The 15865-nt window shown below is 70.8% G+C and carries 18 protein-coding genes; 3 read left to right on the top strand and 15 right to left on the bottom strand.

Annotation, left to right across the window (positions count from 1 at the left end):
• Both AB0J64_RS54790 and AB0J64_RS54795 read right to left on the bottom strand, forming a co-directional pair.
• A partial coding sequence (locus AB0J64_RS54790) for a PEP/pyruvate-binding domain-containing protein (protein ID WP_364046121.1) occupies positions 1-1122 on the bottom strand: 1122 nt, incomplete at its 3' end.
• Positions 1119-1952 (bottom strand): hypothetical protein, encoded by an 834-nt coding sequence (locus tag AB0J64_RS54795; RefSeq protein WP_364046123.1) that lies wholly within the window; start codon positions 1950-1952, stop codon positions 1119-1121. The genes AB0J64_RS54790 and AB0J64_RS54795, both read right to left, overlap by 4 nt.
• Positions 1953-2159: 207 nt before the next feature.
• On the opposite strand from AB0J64_RS54795, the gene AB0J64_RS54800 reads away from it, so the two are divergent.
• The gene (locus tag AB0J64_RS54800) at positions 2160-2651 is read left to right on the top strand and encodes an NUDIX domain-containing protein (protein ID WP_364046125.1); all 492 of its coding nucleotides are present in this window, start codon (positions 2160-2162) and stop codon (positions 2649-2651) included.
• A gap of 49 nt (positions 2652-2700) precedes the next feature.
• Here the strand turns inward: AB0J64_RS54800 and AB0J64_RS54805 are convergent, their stop codons facing one another.
• From AB0J64_RS54805 to AB0J64_RS54855, 11 genes are all read right to left on the bottom strand, one after another.
• Positions 2701-3312, bottom strand: a complete 612-nt coding sequence (locus AB0J64_RS54805; protein WP_364046127.1) for a 3'-5' exonuclease — start codon at positions 3310-3312, stop codon at positions 2701-2703.
• Positions 3309-4487, bottom strand: a complete 1179-nt coding sequence (locus tag AB0J64_RS54810; protein WP_364046129.1) for an aminotransferase class I/II-fold pyridoxal phosphate-dependent enzyme — start codon at positions 4485-4487, stop codon at positions 3309-3311. The genes AB0J64_RS54805 and AB0J64_RS54810 overlap by 4 nt, the downstream gene beginning before the upstream one ends.
• Positions 4484-5578: a radical SAM protein gene (locus AB0J64_RS54815; protein ID WP_364046131.1), complete on the bottom strand. Its 1095-nt coding sequence runs from the start codon at positions 5576-5578 to the stop codon at positions 4484-4486. The genes AB0J64_RS54810 and AB0J64_RS54815 overlap by 4 nt, the downstream gene beginning before the upstream one ends.
• Entirely contained in the window at positions 5575-6249 is a 675-nt protein-coding gene (locus AB0J64_RS54820) for a thymidylate kinase (RefSeq protein WP_364046133.1), read from the bottom strand. Before AB0J64_RS54820 ends, AB0J64_RS54815 begins: the two co-directional genes overlap by 4 nt.
• A complete protein-coding gene (gene folE / locus AB0J64_RS54825; RefSeq protein ID WP_364046135.1) occupies positions 6246-6872 on the bottom strand; it encodes a GTP cyclohydrolase I in 627 nt (208 codons plus the stop codon). The genes AB0J64_RS54820 and folE overlap by 4 nt, the downstream gene beginning before the upstream one ends.
• Positions 6869-7660 (bottom strand): WbqC family protein, encoded by a 792-nt coding sequence (locus AB0J64_RS54830; protein ID WP_364046137.1) that lies wholly within the window; start codon positions 7658-7660, stop codon positions 6869-6871. Before AB0J64_RS54830 ends, folE begins: the two co-directional genes overlap by 4 nt.
• A 17-nt stretch (positions 7661-7677) precedes the next feature.
• Positions 7678-8376 (bottom strand): PIG-L deacetylase family protein, encoded by a 699-nt coding sequence (locus AB0J64_RS54835; protein ID WP_364046139.1) that lies wholly within the window; start codon positions 8374-8376, stop codon positions 7678-7680.
• A gap of 111 nt (positions 8377-8487) precedes the next feature.
• Positions 8488-9648 (bottom strand): glycosyltransferase family 4 protein, encoded by a 1161-nt coding sequence (locus AB0J64_RS54840; protein WP_364046141.1) that lies wholly within the window; start codon positions 9646-9648, stop codon positions 8488-8490.
• On the bottom strand, positions 9639-10217 hold the full coding sequence (locus tag AB0J64_RS54845) for a phosphoribosyltransferase family protein (protein WP_364046143.1): 579 nt from the start codon (positions 10215-10217) through the stop codon (positions 9639-9641). The genes AB0J64_RS54840 and AB0J64_RS54845 overlap by 10 nt, the downstream gene beginning before the upstream one ends.
• Positions 10218-10258: 41 nt before the next feature.
• Positions 10259-10669, bottom strand: a complete 411-nt coding sequence (locus AB0J64_RS54850) for a 6-carboxytetrahydropterin synthase (RefSeq protein WP_364046145.1) — start codon at positions 10667-10669, stop codon at positions 10259-10261.
• A gap of 106 nt (positions 10670-10775) precedes the next feature.
• Complete coding sequence (locus AB0J64_RS54855) at positions 10776-11354, bottom strand: 7-carboxy-7-deazaguanine synthase QueE (protein ID WP_364046147.1); 579 nt, start codon at positions 11352-11354, stop codon at positions 10776-10778.
• 219 nt (positions 11355-11573) lie between these two features.
• Between AB0J64_RS54855 and AB0J64_RS54860 the strand changes: the two genes are divergently transcribed.
• On the top strand, positions 11574-11789 hold the full coding sequence (locus AB0J64_RS54860) for a helix-turn-helix transcriptional regulator (RefSeq protein WP_364046149.1): 216 nt from the start codon (positions 11574-11576) through the stop codon (positions 11787-11789).
• Between the two features lie 273 nt (positions 11790-12062).
• Positions 12063-13514: a hypothetical protein gene (locus tag AB0J64_RS54865; RefSeq protein ID WP_364046151.1), complete on the top strand. Its 1452-nt coding sequence runs from the start codon at positions 12063-12065 to the stop codon at positions 13512-13514.
• A 450-nt stretch (positions 13515-13964) separates the two neighbouring features.
• Here AB0J64_RS54865 and fxlM read toward each other — a convergent pair whose 3' ends face one another.
• Together fxlM and AB0J64_RS54875 are read right to left on the bottom strand one after the other, a co-directional pair.
• Positions 13965-15260: a methyltransferase, FxLD system gene (gene fxlM, locus AB0J64_RS54870; RefSeq protein WP_364046153.1), complete on the bottom strand. Its 1296-nt coding sequence runs from the start codon at positions 15258-15260 to the stop codon at positions 13965-13967.
• Positions 15257-15826, bottom strand: coding sequence for a helicase associated domain-containing protein (locus AB0J64_RS54875; protein ID WP_364046155.1), 570 nt, complete (start codon positions 15824-15826; stop codon positions 15257-15259). Before AB0J64_RS54875 ends, fxlM begins: the two co-directional genes overlap by 4 nt.
• Positions 15827-15865: the final 39 nt, after the last annotated feature.

Raw genomic sequence — 15865 nt, forward strand, 5'->3', positions numbered from 1 at the left:
GTGGGCGGCGATGAGAGCCGCTGGCCGATGGCACAGGACGTGGACTGCTTCGGGGCCGAGCGTGTCACAGATGATGACGCTGGCGCGGATGTCGTCGCTGGACAGGTGCGGCAAAGCGGAGCCGGCCAGGTGGACGGCCGGGCCGGTGCCTGTGCCGGCCACGGCCGGGATGCCTTGCCGGATTCCGGAGCGGGCTTGTGTCAAAGCCTGGGGAGTGGGGGGCAGGGGCGCGGTGAGCGGCCGTGCCTGCAGAAGGTGGAGCTGCCCGTCGGGCAGGAGCGCCCACTCGATGTCGATGCGGTCGAGGTGAAGGTGTCCTGCTGCGGCGATGGCCAAGGCCGTCACGCGCTGGATGTGGTCGGCTGCCAGGATGGGGGCCGACCAGTTGGCGGGCGTGTAGAGGCGCAGCAGGTTGCGTTCCGACAGGTGGATCTTGGCGGGGGTAGGCGCCGCGTCGGGCGGGTCGATGGTGGTCCACTCCCCCGGCGGCAGGACCAGGTCGGCCGCAGTGCAGGGAAGCATGATCTCTGGTTGATCGCCGGGGATGACGAGGGTGCTGCCGCCGCCGCTCAGGACGTGGATTTCACCGGTGCGGCGGCCGCTGGCCAGCGGCTCGGCCAGCCCCCAGACCGCTTCGACGCGACCGGCAGGCTGGGCGGGAAGACCTTCAAGGGCGGCCACGCCGGCGGCGTGGGGGCGTAGTGCGGGCTGGATGAGGATGGCGATTGTCGTGGAGGCCCCGACGCCTGCCCGCCGGGCATAGGCGGGGATGTCGGGCGCGTACACGGAGGAGCGGACCTGCTGCAACGCGGCGAGAAGCAGGTCGGGGGTGGCGGGGGTGAACGCGGAGGCGTACATGCCGGCGAAGGAGGCGCTGGTGCCGTCTTCGGCCGGCGTGGAGGAGCGGGCGATCAGGGCGGGGGCGCCGCGGGTTTCGGCCCACTGGAGAAGGTCGGGGATGAGCGCGGCGAGCCGGTCGGTGGGCCAGCCGGCGGGTACGACGATGCCGTCAGGGACGGGCAGGCCTGCGCGGGTCAGCCGCGCCAGCGTGGCGGCCTTGGCGCCGCAGGCGGCGGTGTCGGTGGCGTCGGGCAACGCGATGAGCGCGGGTGTGGCGTTCACAGGCAGGCTCCGGTCTCTTCCATCAGGTGGGCGGTCGTGAGCTGCGCGTCATCGATGAGCGTGCCAGTCAGCAGGCGCCAGCGTGGGATGGCGGCCAGGTAGCGGTCGCGCAGTTCGGCGCGGCGTTCCTCGCTGTCGGCCGCCCAGCGCGTGAGCGCGGTCAGGGTACGGACGCGGTCCGTGGCGTCGTCGTCGCCTGCGGCGGCGAGCTGGAGCGCCATGGTCCAGGCGTCGGCGAGGCACAGAGCGTGATCGCTGGCCTGGGCGGCGCCACTGCTGGTGTCGGCCGTGGTTGCGGTGGTGAGGTGCGCTCGCAGGAGGCGGCCGGGCGCGGACGGCGTCATCAGAGCGGACAGGCACGCCGCCGCTTCGGCGTGATTGCCGAGCAGCCCGGTGAGGGTGGCCTGCCAGGCGGTCTCGGGCAGCAGCCAGTTCACGATGTGCGTGGACATGACGGTGAGCAGGCCGCGGGTGGCGGCCGCGATGGCGGCCCCGGCGGCGGCCTGGTCGCCGTGCCGCAGCGCACATTCGAGGCCGGTGAGGGCGTCGCCGGTGCGGGCGCGGGCGTCCGCGGTGGAGGTGATGAGCCGGCCGACGTAGCGGGTCTCAGTCAGGCGGGCGTGCCAGGCGGCGACGAGCCGCCGATGGAGGACGTCGGGGACATCGACGATGCCGGGACGGCGCAGCGTGCCGTACGGGGTGGATTCGTCCATTAGGACGAGCGGCCAGGAGATCACCGACGTGGTGTACAGCTCCCATTCCAGGGGTGTGGCGGTGGGGCGAGTGTGCTCGTAGTCGAGCGTTCGAATGCCATTCCAGACTTCGTCCACGGTCCAGGGGTTCCTTTCGCGTGTGGCTCCGGTCCGACGCGAGGAGGTTGTGCCGCCGGATGGCCGCTAGGGCGTGCAGAGGTGTGGCGCGCGGGTTTCAGGGTTGCTCAGCGGAGGAAGTGACGGCTGTGCCAAGCTGCTGGTTTCGGCGGCGAGCGTGCGCGCCCACGTTCGGGGGGTGGTGTGCCGCGCGAAGGAGGAGACGCGATGATCAAGGAGTCGACGGCTTCAGTGTTTCTGCTGCGCCGGGCGGCTGACCAGGCGGTACAGGTGGCGCTGGTCTTCCATCCGCGCTGGGAGGAGTGGCTGCCGCCGGGCGGGCACGTGGAGGCCAACGAGCATCCGGCCGAGGCGGGCGTGCGGGAAGTCCTGGAGGAGACCGGGTACATCGCGCGGCTGCTGCCGGGGCCAGCGCTGGACCTACCTGCCGGGTTCCCGCATGAGGCCGTTGCGGCGCCGTGGTGGATCATCGAGATGCGGGCCGGTGCGGACAACCACACGCCGGACAAGCATGTGCACGTCGACCACGTGTTCTTCGCGTGGGCCGTCGGCGATGCGGTGCGGCAGCCGGACCACCAGGTGCGGTGGTTCACCGCGGCGGAGCTCGCCGAGGAGCCCGGCATTGCCGACGACTCCCGCCTGCAGGCCAAGCAGCTGATGGAGCTGATCGACGCCGGGCAGGTATCGCTGCCGGCGTGAGTGCGGCGGTGCCGGGCGGGGCCGGCGCGCGGGCGGTGAGCTGGGGAGGTCAAAACAGCTCCTCCTGGTCTCCTGCCGGTGCGGGCAGCTTCTTGGGCGCGAGCCCGGCAATGGCCTCCAGATGGTGCAGCGTGCGCCACCCGGCCTGCTGACCGTCGGCCAGCAGACGGCGAAACAGGCGCGCGGTCGCTTCCACGTCGGGCATGGCGCGATGCCGGTCGATCGGCCGCGGGATGTTCACAAAACGCAGCAGCGTGTCGAGGTTGTGCGAGGACAGCTCCGGGTAGAGGGCGCGCGCCAGCCGTACGGTGTCCAGCAGAGAGGTCGCGGCCAGCACGGGGCAATGGGGCCGCAGGTGGGCGATCAGCCCGGCTTCGGTGGGCGCGTGCTGAGCGACGAGCCGGTACGGCGGCGTGTCCAGGTGCGCATCCAGCCGGGCCATCACCTCCTCCGGCTGATCGGCGGCGGCCAGCCGGTCGCGGGTGAGCCCGGTCTGGCGGGTGTCGAAGGCGGTGACGGGCACGCCGGGCGGCGGCGCCATCAGCGCCTCGAAGCGCCACAGCTCCGCCAGATCGCCGTTCTTGACGGTGAGCGCGAGCGCGGCCACCTCCACCGGGACGGCGGGCCGCCCGGCCGGGGTCAGAGCCTCGAAGTCGATCACGACGAAGGTGTGCCGGACGACGTCGGGGTCGAAAAGGAGCTGGCCGTCGGGTGAGGACGCGCTGGATGGCCGCCCAGTGGATTCCATGTGGTCGCCTCTCGCTGGATGATCTCGGCGCGTTCGCGCAGGTCCTGTTCGGTGTCAACCGACAGCAGCAGCACGGCCAGCAGGCGGTCGACGGCATGCTCCGCGGCGGGACACGCGGCCGGGTTCATCTCCTGGCAGGCCGGGTGAGCTGAGGCGGCGCGTAGCCCGAAGGTGCCGACGCTGTTCGGCACCCCAGCTTGGTGCAGGCGAGCGGCGAATGCCCGGGGTTCGGGCAACGTGATCTCCCAGACGGCGCTGTAGCCGTTGGGTTCGTCGCCGTCGGCCGGGACGATCCGGCACAGGCCGGGCACGTCGCCGACCAGGTCGGCCAGCAGCGCGGCTTGGGCGCGGCGGCGGGCGAGCGCCGCCTCCAGTCCGGCCAGGTTGTGGCGGGCCAGGACGGCCGACAGCTCCGGAAGCCGGTAATTGCGGCCCAGGCGGGTGAACGCCGGTATGCCGGCGGCGGGCAGCGCCCAGTGCGTACGGTAGGCGGCGGCGCGTTCGGCGATGGGGGCGCTATCGGTGAGCAGGTAGCCGCCCTCGCCGGCGGCCACGATCTTGCCGTCCTTGAGGCTGAAGCAGCCGACGTCGCCGAACGTGCCCGCCAGGCGGCCGCGGTGGCGGCTGCCTTGCGCCTGGCAGGCGTCCTCGATGAGCGGGATCCGGTGCCGGGCGGCGACATCGGACACGTCGCTCAGGCCGGTGCAGTGGCCGGCCAGGTGCACGGCGATGATCGCCGCCGTGCGAGGTCCGATCTTGGCGGACAGGTCGGTCACGTCCATGCTGCCGAGGGCTCCGCTCTCGACGAACACCGGCCGGGCATGGGCGGCTTGGACGGCCGCGACGACCATCATCACCGTGGCGGCCGGCAGCAGCACCTCATCGCCCGCGGTGACGCCGCAGGCGACGAGCGCGGTGTGCAGAGCGGCGGTGCCGGAGGAGACGGCGATGGCGTGGCCGACGTCGTGCGCAGCCGCCAGGGCGCTCTCCAGGGCGACCGCTTCGGGGGCGTGAGCGGGGGCGGGCATGCGGTCCAGGACGGGCTGGAAGATGTGGGCGGCCGGGGGCGGAGGCGGCGGGGGGATCATGGCAGGGCCGCCGGCGCGGGAACGACTGCCGGGGTGGGGGTGTCGTGGGTGAAGTTCATCAGCGGCCACATGTTGACGCAGTCGGCGGAGAACAGGGCGCAGTCGGACGCACAGCCGGTCGGGGGCGCGAACAGGGCGGCGCCGTCGGCGCTGGCGATGCTGCGCCGACGGGCGGCGGGGGTGGCGGCGATCTTGAGCGAGGAGGGGCAGTCCCACAAGGTGCCGTCCGGTTCGATGAAGAACAGGGTGCGTCCGCCGAAGCAGCCGCGGACGACGCTGGTGGGCGCGCGGACCGCGGCGCCTACCTGGTCCGGGTAGGAACGCTCGGGCAGCTGCAGCGGCAGGTCCGCCGCGTAGAGGGCGGCGAACCGCTCGGCGAGTTCGGCGGCGTGGCCGGGGGTGAGGGCCAGTTCGTCGTGCAGGGTGTGGTCGGATGCCAGGGAGATGGGTTGCGGGACGGCGTAGTCGCAGCCGAGTTCGGCGGCCAGTGCGGGCACCGCGGTGATGTCGGGGAGATTGAGGCGGGTGATGACGCTGTACAGGCCGACGCGCGGCAGCGCCGGATCGCTCCGGGCGGTCAGCAGGGCGCGGACGCCGTCGACGACGCTGTGCCAGCCGTCGCGGCGGTTGAGAGCGGGCCGCCAGGTGTCGTTGTAGACGGGGTCGGCAGAATCGAGCGACACCGACACGGCGTCGACGCGCAGGTCGATCAGCGCCTGACGGATGGTGGGCCGGTTGAGCGGGATGCCGTTGGTGCACACCACCACCTCGAGGCCAGCGTCCTTCAAGACGGCGATGAGGTCGGTGATGGGCCGCCAGTTCAGCGGTTCGCCGCCGGCGAGGAACACGCGGCGCACCGCCGTGCCGCGCAGGGTGGAGGCGAAGGCGAGGATCTGGTCGGTCGGCAGGTCGTTGCGGGACAGGTGGGAGAGTTTGCCGATTTCGGTGACCGGCAGGAGCCGGTCGGCTTCGATGGTGCCGAAATAGCAGTACCGGCATCCCAGATCGCAGCGGCTGCGCAGCGCCCACAGCAGAGTGATCTCCCTGTGGTTCAGGGGAAGAAGGGGCGTGGCAGGCGGAAGTAGTGTCATGAGGGTCTCATCTCGTGGGAGGCGATGAGGTTGCGGCAGGCAGCGGTGATCGCCTCGATGACGGCGTGTTCGCCGCCGTGGCGGCGGTCGATCAGCGTCAGCCGCTCGGGGTGGCGGCTGGCGTAGTGGTCGTAGAGCCGGTTGACGTGGCTCATCAGCGTCTTCTCGCTGGGGTGTGCCGGTCGGCCGAGGCGTTGCTCGAAGCGATGCAGGCAGCGGGCGGGGTCATCGCGCAGGAGCACGGTCAGGGTGGGCGGCGGCCGCCAGGCCGCGATGGTGGCCAAGATGTCGTTGGCCAGATCCAGGACGTGGTCGTCGTCGCCGCCGGGGAGGAGGATTGCTGCCTGGTACAGGGCGACGGTGAGCGGGCCGCGGTCTTCCAGGATCAGCTGCGCACCGGGCGCGGCGACCAGGTGCTCGTACCGGTGGACGTGCAGGGCGGCCAGCAGCAGCGTTTCGGTGCGAGGGGCGCCGGTGCGCAGGAACAGGTCGCCGTCGGCGCGCAGCGCGGCGATGACGCGCCCGGGCAGGCTCGCCTGCGGGGTGTCGGGAAGCTCGACCAGGCTGTGGCAGGCGGGTCCGATCCGGGCGGCGACTTGGCGGGCCAGGTGGGTCTTCCCGATGCCGTTGATGCCTTCGAGGCTGGCCCACGGGAGGGCGGCGGCGCTCATGCGGTGCTCCCTCGGTGGACGGCGGCCGTTACGCGGTCGGCGAGGGCTGGGTCGGTGCGCAGGCGGCCCAGCAGGCACTCGGTGTCGGTGCGGGCGCCGTCGGCCCGTACGCCGCGCATGCTCATGCACAGGTGTTCGCCGGTCATCCAGACGCCGACGTCGCCGGTGTGGCAGGCCTCGGCGACGGCGTGGGCGACCTGGGCGGTGAGCTGCTCTTGGAGCTGGAGCCGGTGGGCGTGCTGATGCACGATCCGGCCGTATTTCGACAGGCCCAGGATGTGGCCGTCGGGGATGACGGCGATGGCCGCGGTGATGCGGAACGGCAGAAGGTGGTGCTCGCACAGGGACCAGGTGGTCAGGCCGCGGACGATGACGTATTCCTCGCCGTGCGACTGGTGGTCGAACAGGCTGTCGGTGCGGCCGGCGTCGTAGTTGAGGAACTCGTGCCACCAGGCGGCGACGCGGCGCGGGGTGTCGCGCAGGCCGTCCCGGTCGGGGTCCTCGCCCAGGAGGATGAGCAGCTGGCGGGTGTGGGCCTCGATGGCCGCCGTGTCCAGGGGTGGGCGCGCCGGGAGGGTAGGCGGCAGGAGGCTGGTGGAGGGCTTGTGGCCGTTGGAGGTCATGAGATCGTTCCGCTCGTGGTCCAGCGGTCAAGGTGTGCTGCGGCGGCCAGGAGGTGGCGCGCCTGGGGGCCGTGGTGGAGCAGCAGGTCCAGTGCCGAAAGGGGTACCGGTTCGCCGGTGCGTGCGTCGATGCCCTGCCGAGGCGATGCGCCAGCGTTGCCGTCGTCGTCGAGGTGGTAGGTGGCCACCTCGACGGCGATGCCGGCGGTTTTCAGCGCCGCGGCGTCGAGGTAGCTCAGGGCGCCGGTTCCGATCCTCAGAGTGGTTCGGCCGGTCAGCCGGCACAGGCTGATGAGGCGGGCGGTGCGGCTTCCGGTGTGCGGCAGGCTGCTGGATCGCACGAGCGTGACCGGGATGTCGAAGCCGTCGAGCAGCAGCTGCAGCAGCGCCTCGTTCAGGTCGGCGAGCCGGTGCCATGCTCGCTGGTAGATGGCCTGCAGGCGGGGCTGCCACTCGGGCCAGTGCGGGGCGTGGCCGTAGCTTTGCGTCAGCGCGCGCCAGTGCCGGGCTCGCCATCGCTGGTCGGCGATCGCCACCACGTTGATCATCTGGCCGAAGCGGTGCTGGACCGGGACGGTCAGCAGCTGCGCGCCGCCGTGGGGGCCGCGTACGTAGTTGCGGTTCTGCCAGCCGCCTTTGGTGAATTGCACGTCGTCGAGAAGCACGAGCTGGTCGACGTCGAGGAGCCTGGCCAGGTAGCCGGGCCAGGGCAGGTAGGCGGGCTGGTGGGCGATCAGGACGTCGGTGCGGAGCGCGGCCATGCCCAGGCCACGGGGTGCAGCCGGCACGGGGGTGGGATGGGGCATCATGCCTCGATCCGGTAGATGGCCAGCCGCTCGGCGGTGGCGGTGCCGCATCCGGCGCCGCATGCCTCGTCCAGCGCGCGGATCTTGGCGATGCTGCGCGGGTGCGGGGCCTCGCGAAGCTGGCTGGCGTGACTCAGCAGGGCCTTCTCCTTGCGCGGCCAGGCCGCGCTGGTATTGACCAGCAGCGGCCGGGGGCCGGACGCCTGCCAGGCGCGGTCCTCAGGGCCGTCATAGCCGAGAACCGCTCGGGGGATCGCGCGGTGAGCGCGGTCTCCTGGCCGGGCGGCGGCCATCGCGGCCCGGTGCACGGCCTGGTGGTCTTGATGGTGGGCGCCGTCAGCTGGCAGCACCAGCACGTCCGGTTGGGAGTTGTGCAGGGAAGGGCCGGGCCCGGATTCGATGACGGTGATCAGATCGGGCAGGAAGGCGCCAGGGTGGCGGGCCTGATCGGTGTCGGTCCAGGCGATGTGCCGGCGGGCGACACCGAGGGCGTCGCAGGCGGCCTCGAACTCGCTGCTGCGCAGGGCGGCGTCGGAGACGCCCCCGTACATGGGCATGGTGACGCAGGCGATGGCCAGAACGTCCACGGTGATGCCGCTGCCGGTCCAGGTGGCGATGGTGCCGCCCAGGCCGACGCTTTCGTCGTCGGGGTGGGCGGCCACGACCAGGACGCGGTCTCCGGCGGAGAGTCCGATCATCAATACCTCCTCTTGTCCGTGGAAGGGCGACGGGGCCGTGCGCGGTGCCCGCACGACGGGGCGAGGGTGCTGGAGGAGTACGGCGGGAACAGGGCGGGTGCCGCCGTGGTGTCAGCGTCGGTGAAGATCGGGCAGGACGGCGTCCAGCAGCGCGCGGGCGGAGGCCTTGGCCGTGTAGCGGGTGATGCGGTCGCAGGCGGCTTGGCTGGCCTGGAGGTAGGCGTCGTCGTCGTCGAGCAGGTTCGCCGTTGCCTCCCACAGGGCGGCCGCTCCCTGCTCCAGCGGGACGCACCGGCCGGCGGGACCGGCCAGCAGGGGCACGTTGCCGATGTCGTGGGTGATCACCGGAGTGCCGGCCGACAGTGCTTCGGCGGCGGTGAAGCAGAACGTCTCCGGTTCGATGCTGGAGATGATCGTGGCGGCTGCTTGCCCGAGGAAGGCGGGAACCTGCCGCCAGCCCAGAGCGGGCAGCAGCGTGATCACGTCCGGCCGGCGTGCGGCGGCCTGGCGGCAGGCGTCCATCACCTCGGTCTGCATGCCGGGCCAGAACTCGAAGTCGGCCTCGGCCAGGACGAGCTCCACCGGCCGGGACCACGTGGCGGGCATGGCCTCGAGCAGCTGAGGCAGGCCCTTTTCGGGTTCGGCCCGGGAGACGATGCGAATGGGGCCCTGGCTGCGCAGGCGCTGGCGTTCGCCGATGGGAGGCGGCGCGGGCGGCATCAGCAGGGCGTTGAGCACGACGTGCCAGTTGCTGGTGTCTCTGCCGGCCGCGATGGCTTCCTCGAGCAGGTAGTCGCTGGCCGGGCAGACGACGTCGGCGGCCTTGAGCGCCTGCAGCCAGCGTTCCTCGCCGGCCGGACGGATCTTGTGCACCATCAGCGCGGTGCGCGTTCCGGGCGGGGCGGCGCCGAGGTAGCCGAGCCCCCACAGGGTGTCGCCCCAGCATGCGGCGTCGACGTGGTGGCGCTGCAGCACCTCCTGCACCTCGGCGCGTACGGCGGCCGGGTTGGCGAGGGCGTCGAGCACGTCCTTGTTGATGGCCGGGCGCGGCAGGCGCACGGACTCCAGCCGGATCAGGCCGGGTTCGGCGTCGTCGCCGTCCTGGGCGGGGCCGGCGGCCAGGATGAGCGGCGTGTGGCCGAGCTGGCGAAGACCTTCGATGAGCGCGGCGATGCTTCGTTCGATCCCGGAGGGGTGGTCGGGGCGGTAGCTGAGCAGGCAGAAGGCCACGGTGGCAGGAGCGGGCTGGAGCATGGCGCTCGTCACCTCCATGCCCGGACGTGGTCGGGCAGGGTAAGAGGAGTGGTGGGCTGGTCGGGCGGCTCGTTCCACGGGAAGATCACCCAGTCGCGGGTGTCCCACAGGTAGCCGCCGCTGTCGGGGGCATCGTCGCTGTCGAGGCTGGCGGCGTTGCGGCACAGCACCACGGTCCGCACGGACATCGGTGCGAGTCTGGTGCGCAGCAGGGCGGCGACGGTGACGAACGTGGCGCCCGTGCCGCAGATGTCATCGGCGACCAGGATGCGGCGTCCGGGCCCGATGTCGGCCAGGGCGGCGGCATCGACCACATCGACGTGGCCGGTCGCCTGGACGAGCGGAGCGTCGTCGTGGTTGTGCCGAAGCGTGATCGTGGCGAGAGGGACGTTCAGTGAACGGGCCAGGGCCCGGCCGAGGGGGATACCGCCGCGGGCGATGGCCACGACCGCGTCGGGTTGATGCGGCCGCTCGTGATCGGCGAGCAGGTGGGCTCCGGCGGCGAAAGTCTCGGCGTCCAGGCGCCAGATGCGTTCATGGTCGAAGATGCGCTGGCGCACAGGCGCGCCGGGGCTGGCAGCGGTCACAATCTGCTCCTTGCCTCTTGGGGGAAAGGGGGTGCTGGCGGTCATCGCGGATCCACGTCGAAGCGCGCCCAGCTGCGCCGGGTCTCCCGAACCCGGACAGCGAGGAGCCGGCCCGGGATGCCAGGCTGGACGTTTTCGATGAACCAGCCGGCCAGGAACTGTGCCAGGTGCTCCGAGGTCGCCTCGGACGGCATGATCTCGTGCAGGTTGCGGTGGTCGAACTCGGCGTCCAGGAACGTCTTGAACGGTGCGAGGTCGCCGAAGTCGGTGACGAAGCCGGGACCTGAGAGAGTTTGTGCGGTGAGGATGACTTCGACCTCGTAGCTGTGCCCGTGCTGCCGGGAGCACTGGTGCTCGGCAGGGAGGCTGGGGAGCCGGTGTCCGGCCTCGAAGGTGAAGGTCTTGCCGATGGTGTGCGTGCCGGTCGGGAGCGGTACCGAGCTGAAGTCCATGAGCTCTCCCTGTGCGGGTGACCTGGGGCTGTGGATTGGCGCGGGCTGCGGGTGGAGAAGACCGGGCCGGGCCACATGCGGGGGACGGGAAGAAGGCGATGCGCGGTCAGCGGTTTCGTTCGTCGCCCCACAGCAGGATGTGGAGACGGGTCGTCATGGACCAGCCGCGGGCCAGGACGTCGTCGGCAAGCGCGCGGGCCCGGGAGATCACGGCCTCGGGTGTGGTGCCCTCCGGCATCACGTACACCGGGGCCAGCCCATAGACGTGGACGAGATTGCCGATCTCGTCCAGGTCCGGTTTCTCGACCGCGACGAATTTGAAGGCGGCCTGGCCGCTTTCCGCCAACACCGTCAGCGCGTGGGGGACGATGCGCATGCTCTCGGGCATACCGGCGTTGGACAGCTTCGGAGAGACGTTGAAGCGGACACCGTCGAGGAGCAGCTCCGGCAGCGGCGCGAAGGTGCCGTTGGTCTCGAACTCCACCCGGCGACCGGCGTCGATCAGGTGGTGCACCAGCGGGACAAGCTGCCTCTGCTGGATCAGCGGCTCTCCCCCGGTGACGACCACCAACTCGGTGTCCAGGCGCAGCAACTCCTCACCCACTTCGGTGACGGTGCGGCGGGACGACTCCCTGCGCAGGTCGTACCGGCTGCTGTCCCAGGTGTAGGGGGTGTCGCAGGGCATCCGGTCGCTACAGGTGAGGTTACAGCGAGATAGGCGCAAGAAGGCCGCCCGGGTACCGAGGCTTGGTCCTTCGCCTTGAAAGGTCGGGCCGAAGACTTCAGCGACGATCAAGGTGTCTTCGCTCGGGGCAACGGCAGCCGGGTTGGACATGCGTTCTCCAGTCGTCGGGCTACACCTGGGTGATCGAATACGCATTCGGAAGAATGAAGTACGTGCTACATGCTTCGTAAGGTCCGTCGGATAGCGGGCTCGCCCGGGTGCGCCTGCCTGACGCAGCGTCAGCTCGCGGAGCTCGTCCGTTACGATCGGGCCTGGCTGGGCAGAGCCGAACGGGGCAGGTGCCTTCTTCCCGAGGACCAGGCCGCAGCGTTGGACGCCCTGTTCGGCACTCAAGGGCTTCCCTGGCAGTGCGGGCCGGCGGCGTATCGCATGTAAGCCGCTGACGGCGCACGAGGCGCCGCCGGGTGAGGACAGGCGCATGACCACCACCTCTCGGCTGCTCGCACCTAAGTCAATGGCTGTCGGTGCTCTGGTCTTCACTGAACATGGTGGGTATTGGCGGGTCGACCCCGGCTCGCGGGGAGAGCCCCGAGTTTCGCCACTCCCCGCTACGAGGGGAGGACCGCGCCCGGCGGGGCGGACTACTGTGAGGAACGAGCCTCGCCCGCGATCCGGGAGGTGCCGCAGATGGGCGCTGAGGCGCGTAAGATGATCAGGGAGCTGGTCACGACGATGCGCCGTACCGGCTCGACCACGCCCACCATCGTCCGCACGATCATGGATCGCTGGGGGACGCCACCTCTGGTGGCCTACCGGCACGCGTTCGCGCTCAGCCAGACGCAGATCGCCGACCGTTACAACGAGCGCTGGCCGGAAGAGACACCGAAGACATTCAAGCAGGTCTCCTACTGGGAGAGGTGGCGCGGCCCGGGAGCGCCGGCGTCCGGTTCCGCGCGGCCGCCGTCCTTGCAGGACCTGGGCCGCCTGGCGATCCTGTTCGGGTGCCGCGTCGATGACCTGCTGTATGGGCCGCGTGACGCCTCGGGCCCGCCTGCGCTGATCGTCTCTCACGACGTGATCGGCCACATCGTGTCCGCCCTTCAACGGGATGGGCAGCCGGACTACCCTGAAAGTGACGACGGCAGCGAGCCTGTCGCCGTGCGTTCCATCCTTGGCGAAGGGACCATCACCGTGACCATGTCCCGCCGTGCGTTCAGCTCGCTGCTCGCAGGGGGCGGGTTGGCGGCGCTGCTGCCGGGCGCCGTTTCCTCCCCAGCATCCGCCGAGCCGGGCACCGCGGCGTTCTTCCGGCGGACCCTGGCCGGCCATCAGGCCGGCCACCACCTGCTCACGCCCGGCGCTCACATCGCCTCGCTCGTGGAGACCTTGCGCGACATCGCCGATCGCCGCGACGCCGTCGGCGGCCAGGACCGCCGTGACCTGCGCACGGTTCAGGCCGAGATCGCTGAGCATTTGTCGTGGCTGCATCGTGAGATCGCCGACACCGATGCCTGCCGCCACTGGGCCGGCAAGGCCAGCGCGTGGGCGATGGAGGCCGGAGACACCAGCATGGCCACGTACATGATGCTGCGTACGGCTTCCCTTGCGCTTGATCATCGCGACTTCTCTCGCGTTCTCGACATCGTCCAGACCGTGCGGCATAGCGAGTGGACCGTCCCTCCTGCTTTGCAGGCTGTCGCCCGGCTTTACGAGGCACGCGCCCAAGCCGCTGCCGGCACGATCGATGCCGCGGCGCTGGATGCTGCCGATGAGTTTCTGGCCATCCCACGCAGCGCCGACGATCCGCCTTACCTGCGCTTCTACGGTCCCGGTTTCGGGGATCTCCAGCGCGCCACCTGCTACCTGTCGGCGGGTGAGCACGAGCGAGCGGTCACTATCTTGCAGGCCCAGCTCACCGGATTGCCCACCACCAACTACCGCGACCGTGCCGTTCATCTGGCCCGCCTCGGCGTCGCACACGCCGCCGGTCAAGCACCTGATGCCGCAGCGCTCGCCGGTCTGGCCGGCCTCACCGAGGCGCACCGATCGGGCTCTAAGCACGTCGTTCTGGAGTTGAAGCCGCTGGCTGATCTGCTGCATCGGCGCTGGCCGGACCAGCAGAAGGTGCGCGAGTTCCGGGCGGCCCTGGCCGCGTCATGATCTGCTGGAACAAGCCGCCTAACGCGCGCAGACTGGGCGTGAGACGTTCAGGACGGCTGGCGGAGCGGCTCTGTAAGCGCGCCTGGCTGGCGGTGGACTCGCCCCGGCTGGAACGCCGGGCCAGGAGCGCCGTGACCGCGTTCGTGATGCGGACCAGAGGGCGGCGGAGCGTCGTCGAGGTCGATTGCTCTGACCTGGGCCGATGCCGAGGATCCGGCTCGATGTTGGGCCACCACGGGGAGTTTTGATCGAGTGTGACGAGCCAGATGAGGTCCATTCGTGCTCCTTAGGTGCGGGATCTTGGAGGTTTCGTGGTGCGGCCGATCGTCTTGCCGACTCTGGGCGGGCTCGTGCTCCGCTGGCGGCTGGCCAGCGGAGCACGAGCTTTGCTCTGCGCGTGATGCTTCGCCTGTGCCGTCTCCTCGGCTGCTTCTTGCCGGACGCGCGGGATCACTCCCAGTCGATCACCAGTCGGCTGTTCGGCCGGTCGAAGACGAACTGGCCCTCGACCTGCTGACAGGCGTCGGAGCGTTGCAGATCGATCCGCACGGGCCTCTCGCGGTACTCCCGCGCCCACAGGCAGATTGCATCGGCTACGCAGCCGGCCAGGCTGAAGCCGCCCTGGCCGTGCCCGATGACGCCGATGTCGTACATCACTTCGCTGGCAGCGGTGGTGGTGTCGGTGGGTCGCAGGGTGATGTAGGCGAGGTCGCTGGCGCTGGGGACGGCCATGGCGCCCCACTCGAACGGTGGGGTGATCGTCGCGGTGGTGATCGCGTCCGTGGTGGCCGTCATGCGTGACAGGCTCGTCTCCATGGCGCACGCGAGGTACAGGTGGAGGAGTTCGATGCTTTTGGCGTCCCTGGGGATGCGCACGCCCGTCCACACTTCGCTGCGCTTGCGATCCAGGACACCGTGGAGGTCGGCCTCGTCGACCTTCTGGTCTTGGTGGAGGTCGAGGGCGACCGTGCAGGTCGCGTTCAGCGCTGTCAGGCGGAGGGGGTCGTCGGTGATCCGGTCCTGCGGCGGGATGAACGGGGCCGTGTCGGAGTATTGCGCGGTCCAGTGGTCGTTGGTGCGCTCGAAGGCGATGACGCGGTACATGCTGCCGCGCAGGCGCAGCGGTACGACCAGGCGGCCGTTTGGCGCGATCTGCGGCAGCCAGGCCGATGGCACGTCCCAGGTGGCGTCGGAGGTGATCAGCCGGTCGTACGGGGCGCCGTCGGGGTAGCCGACGGCCGCCTGGCTGCTGACGACGCGGATGGTGCTGAAGCCGGTCTCGGCCAGGCTGGCGATGGCGGTGCGGACGAGGTCGGCGTCGGTGTTCACGGTCGTCACGTGGCCGTGCTCGCCGACCAGGTGGGCGAGCAGGGCAGCGGGGTAGCCGGTGGTGGCGCCGATGTTCAGCACCCGCATGCCGGGCTGTACCTGCGCCTGTTCGAGCAGGAGCGCGGTGAGGGCTGGTTCAGCCGTGATGAAGCTGGTTGCGGCGGAGCCGGATGCAGCGTGCGCGGGCGTGGTCGCGTAGGCCTGCTCCAGCGGCGCGCCGGGCACGAACAGGTGGCGGGGGACGGTGCGTAGCGCGCCCTCCACTGCGGGGGTGCGGACGATTCCGTGCTGGCAGAGCTGGTCGGCGAAGGCGCTGCGCATCCGCTGGATCGATTGGCTGGTCTCGGTCGCCTCCCCGTCGGGAGCGCTGGTCGGGGCGGATGTCCGGACGTTCGGCGTTGTCTTCCGTGCGGTCATGATGACCTCCTTGGGTGGTGGGCCATTTCTGGCACTGGGCGGGTCAAGGGAGAGGACTGGGATGGCTGGGCCCAGTCGGGGTCCAGCGCATCGAGCACGGCACGCTGCGCAGCCGTGAGGGGATGGGACAGGGGCGACGAACGCCAACGGCTGAGCCGCCTGCCGAGCGGGTAGCCGTCGCTGGTGACGTAGCGGGTCAGCGGGCGGAGATGACCGTGATCCTGGACGTACGCGGTGGCGGCGGCCACGGCTGCTTCCCAGTCGGCCTGGCGCGCTTTGGCGGCCTCCTGGCGCGGTTTCCAGATCATGTTCAGCGCGTCCAGGCGCTGCCGCTTCCGCTCGGGGAGGCTGTCTCGGGTGGCCCGCATGAACCTGATCCACGTGCCCAGCCGGATGCCGTTGGGGGTGACGTAGGCGACGGGGACCTTGAGGTGGCCGTGCTCGTGGTGGAAGGCCGCTGCGGCGGCGTAGTAGCGCTCCCACGCGCTCGGGCCGTCGTTGATCTGCATGCCCAGCATGGCGAGCTCACCGCGCTGCTTGGCCGTCAGGGCATCCGCGGTGCGCAAGCAGGCTTATTCCTGCACGGCTACCTGCTGACGGTGCCG

This window comes from Nonomuraea sp. NPDC049695, from assembly GCF_040674955.1.
Taxonomy (GTDB): Bacteria; Actinomycetota; Actinomycetes; order Streptosporangiales; family Streptosporangiaceae; genus Nonomuraea; species Nonomuraea helvata.

Excerpts from the sequence above, each read along its gene's own strand:
- AB0J64_RS54865 (WP_364046151.1), top strand. The coding sequence starts at position 12,063 with ATGATCAGGGAGCTGGTCACGACGATGCGCCGTACCGGCTCGACCACG.
- fxlM (WP_364046153.1), bottom strand. The coding sequence starts at position 15,260 with ATGACCGCACGGAAGACAACGCCGAACGTCCGGACATCCGCCCCGACC.
- AB0J64_RS54810 (WP_364046129.1), bottom strand. The coding sequence starts at position 4,487 with ATGATCCCCCCGCCGCCTCCGCCCCCGGCCGCCCACATCTTCCAGCCC.
- AB0J64_RS54835 (WP_364046139.1), bottom strand. The coding sequence starts at position 8,376 with ATGATCGGACTCTCCGCCGGAGACCGCGTCCTGGTCGTGGCCGCCCAC.
- AB0J64_RS54815 (WP_364046131.1), bottom strand. The coding sequence starts at position 5,578 with ATGACACTACTTCCGCCTGCCACGCCCCTTCTTCCCCTGAACCACAGG.
- AB0J64_RS54840 (WP_364046141.1), bottom strand. The coding sequence starts at position 9,648 with ATGGAGGTGACGAGCGCCATGCTCCAGCCCGCTCCTGCCACCGTGGCC.
- folE (WP_364046135.1), bottom strand. The coding sequence starts at position 6,872 with ATGACCTCCAACGGCCACAAGCCCTCCACCAGCCTCCTGCCGCCTACC.
- AB0J64_RS54820 (WP_364046133.1), bottom strand. The coding sequence starts at position 6,249 with ATGAGCGCCGCCGCCCTCCCGTGGGCCAGCCTCGAAGGCATCAACGGC.
- AB0J64_RS54855 (WP_364046147.1), bottom strand. The coding sequence starts at position 11,354 with ATGCCCTGCGACACCCCCTACACCTGGGACAGCAGCCGGTACGACCTG.
- AB0J64_RS54850 (WP_364046145.1), bottom strand. The coding sequence starts at position 10,669 with ATGGACTTCAGCTCGGTACCGCTCCCGACCGGCACGCACACCATCGGC.
- AB0J64_RS54800 (WP_364046125.1), top strand. The coding sequence starts at position 2,160 with ATGATCAAGGAGTCGACGGCTTCAGTGTTTCTGCTGCGCCGGGCGGCT.
- AB0J64_RS54860 (WP_364046149.1), top strand. The coding sequence starts at position 11,574 with ATGCTTCGTAAGGTCCGTCGGATAGCGGGCTCGCCCGGGTGCGCCTGC.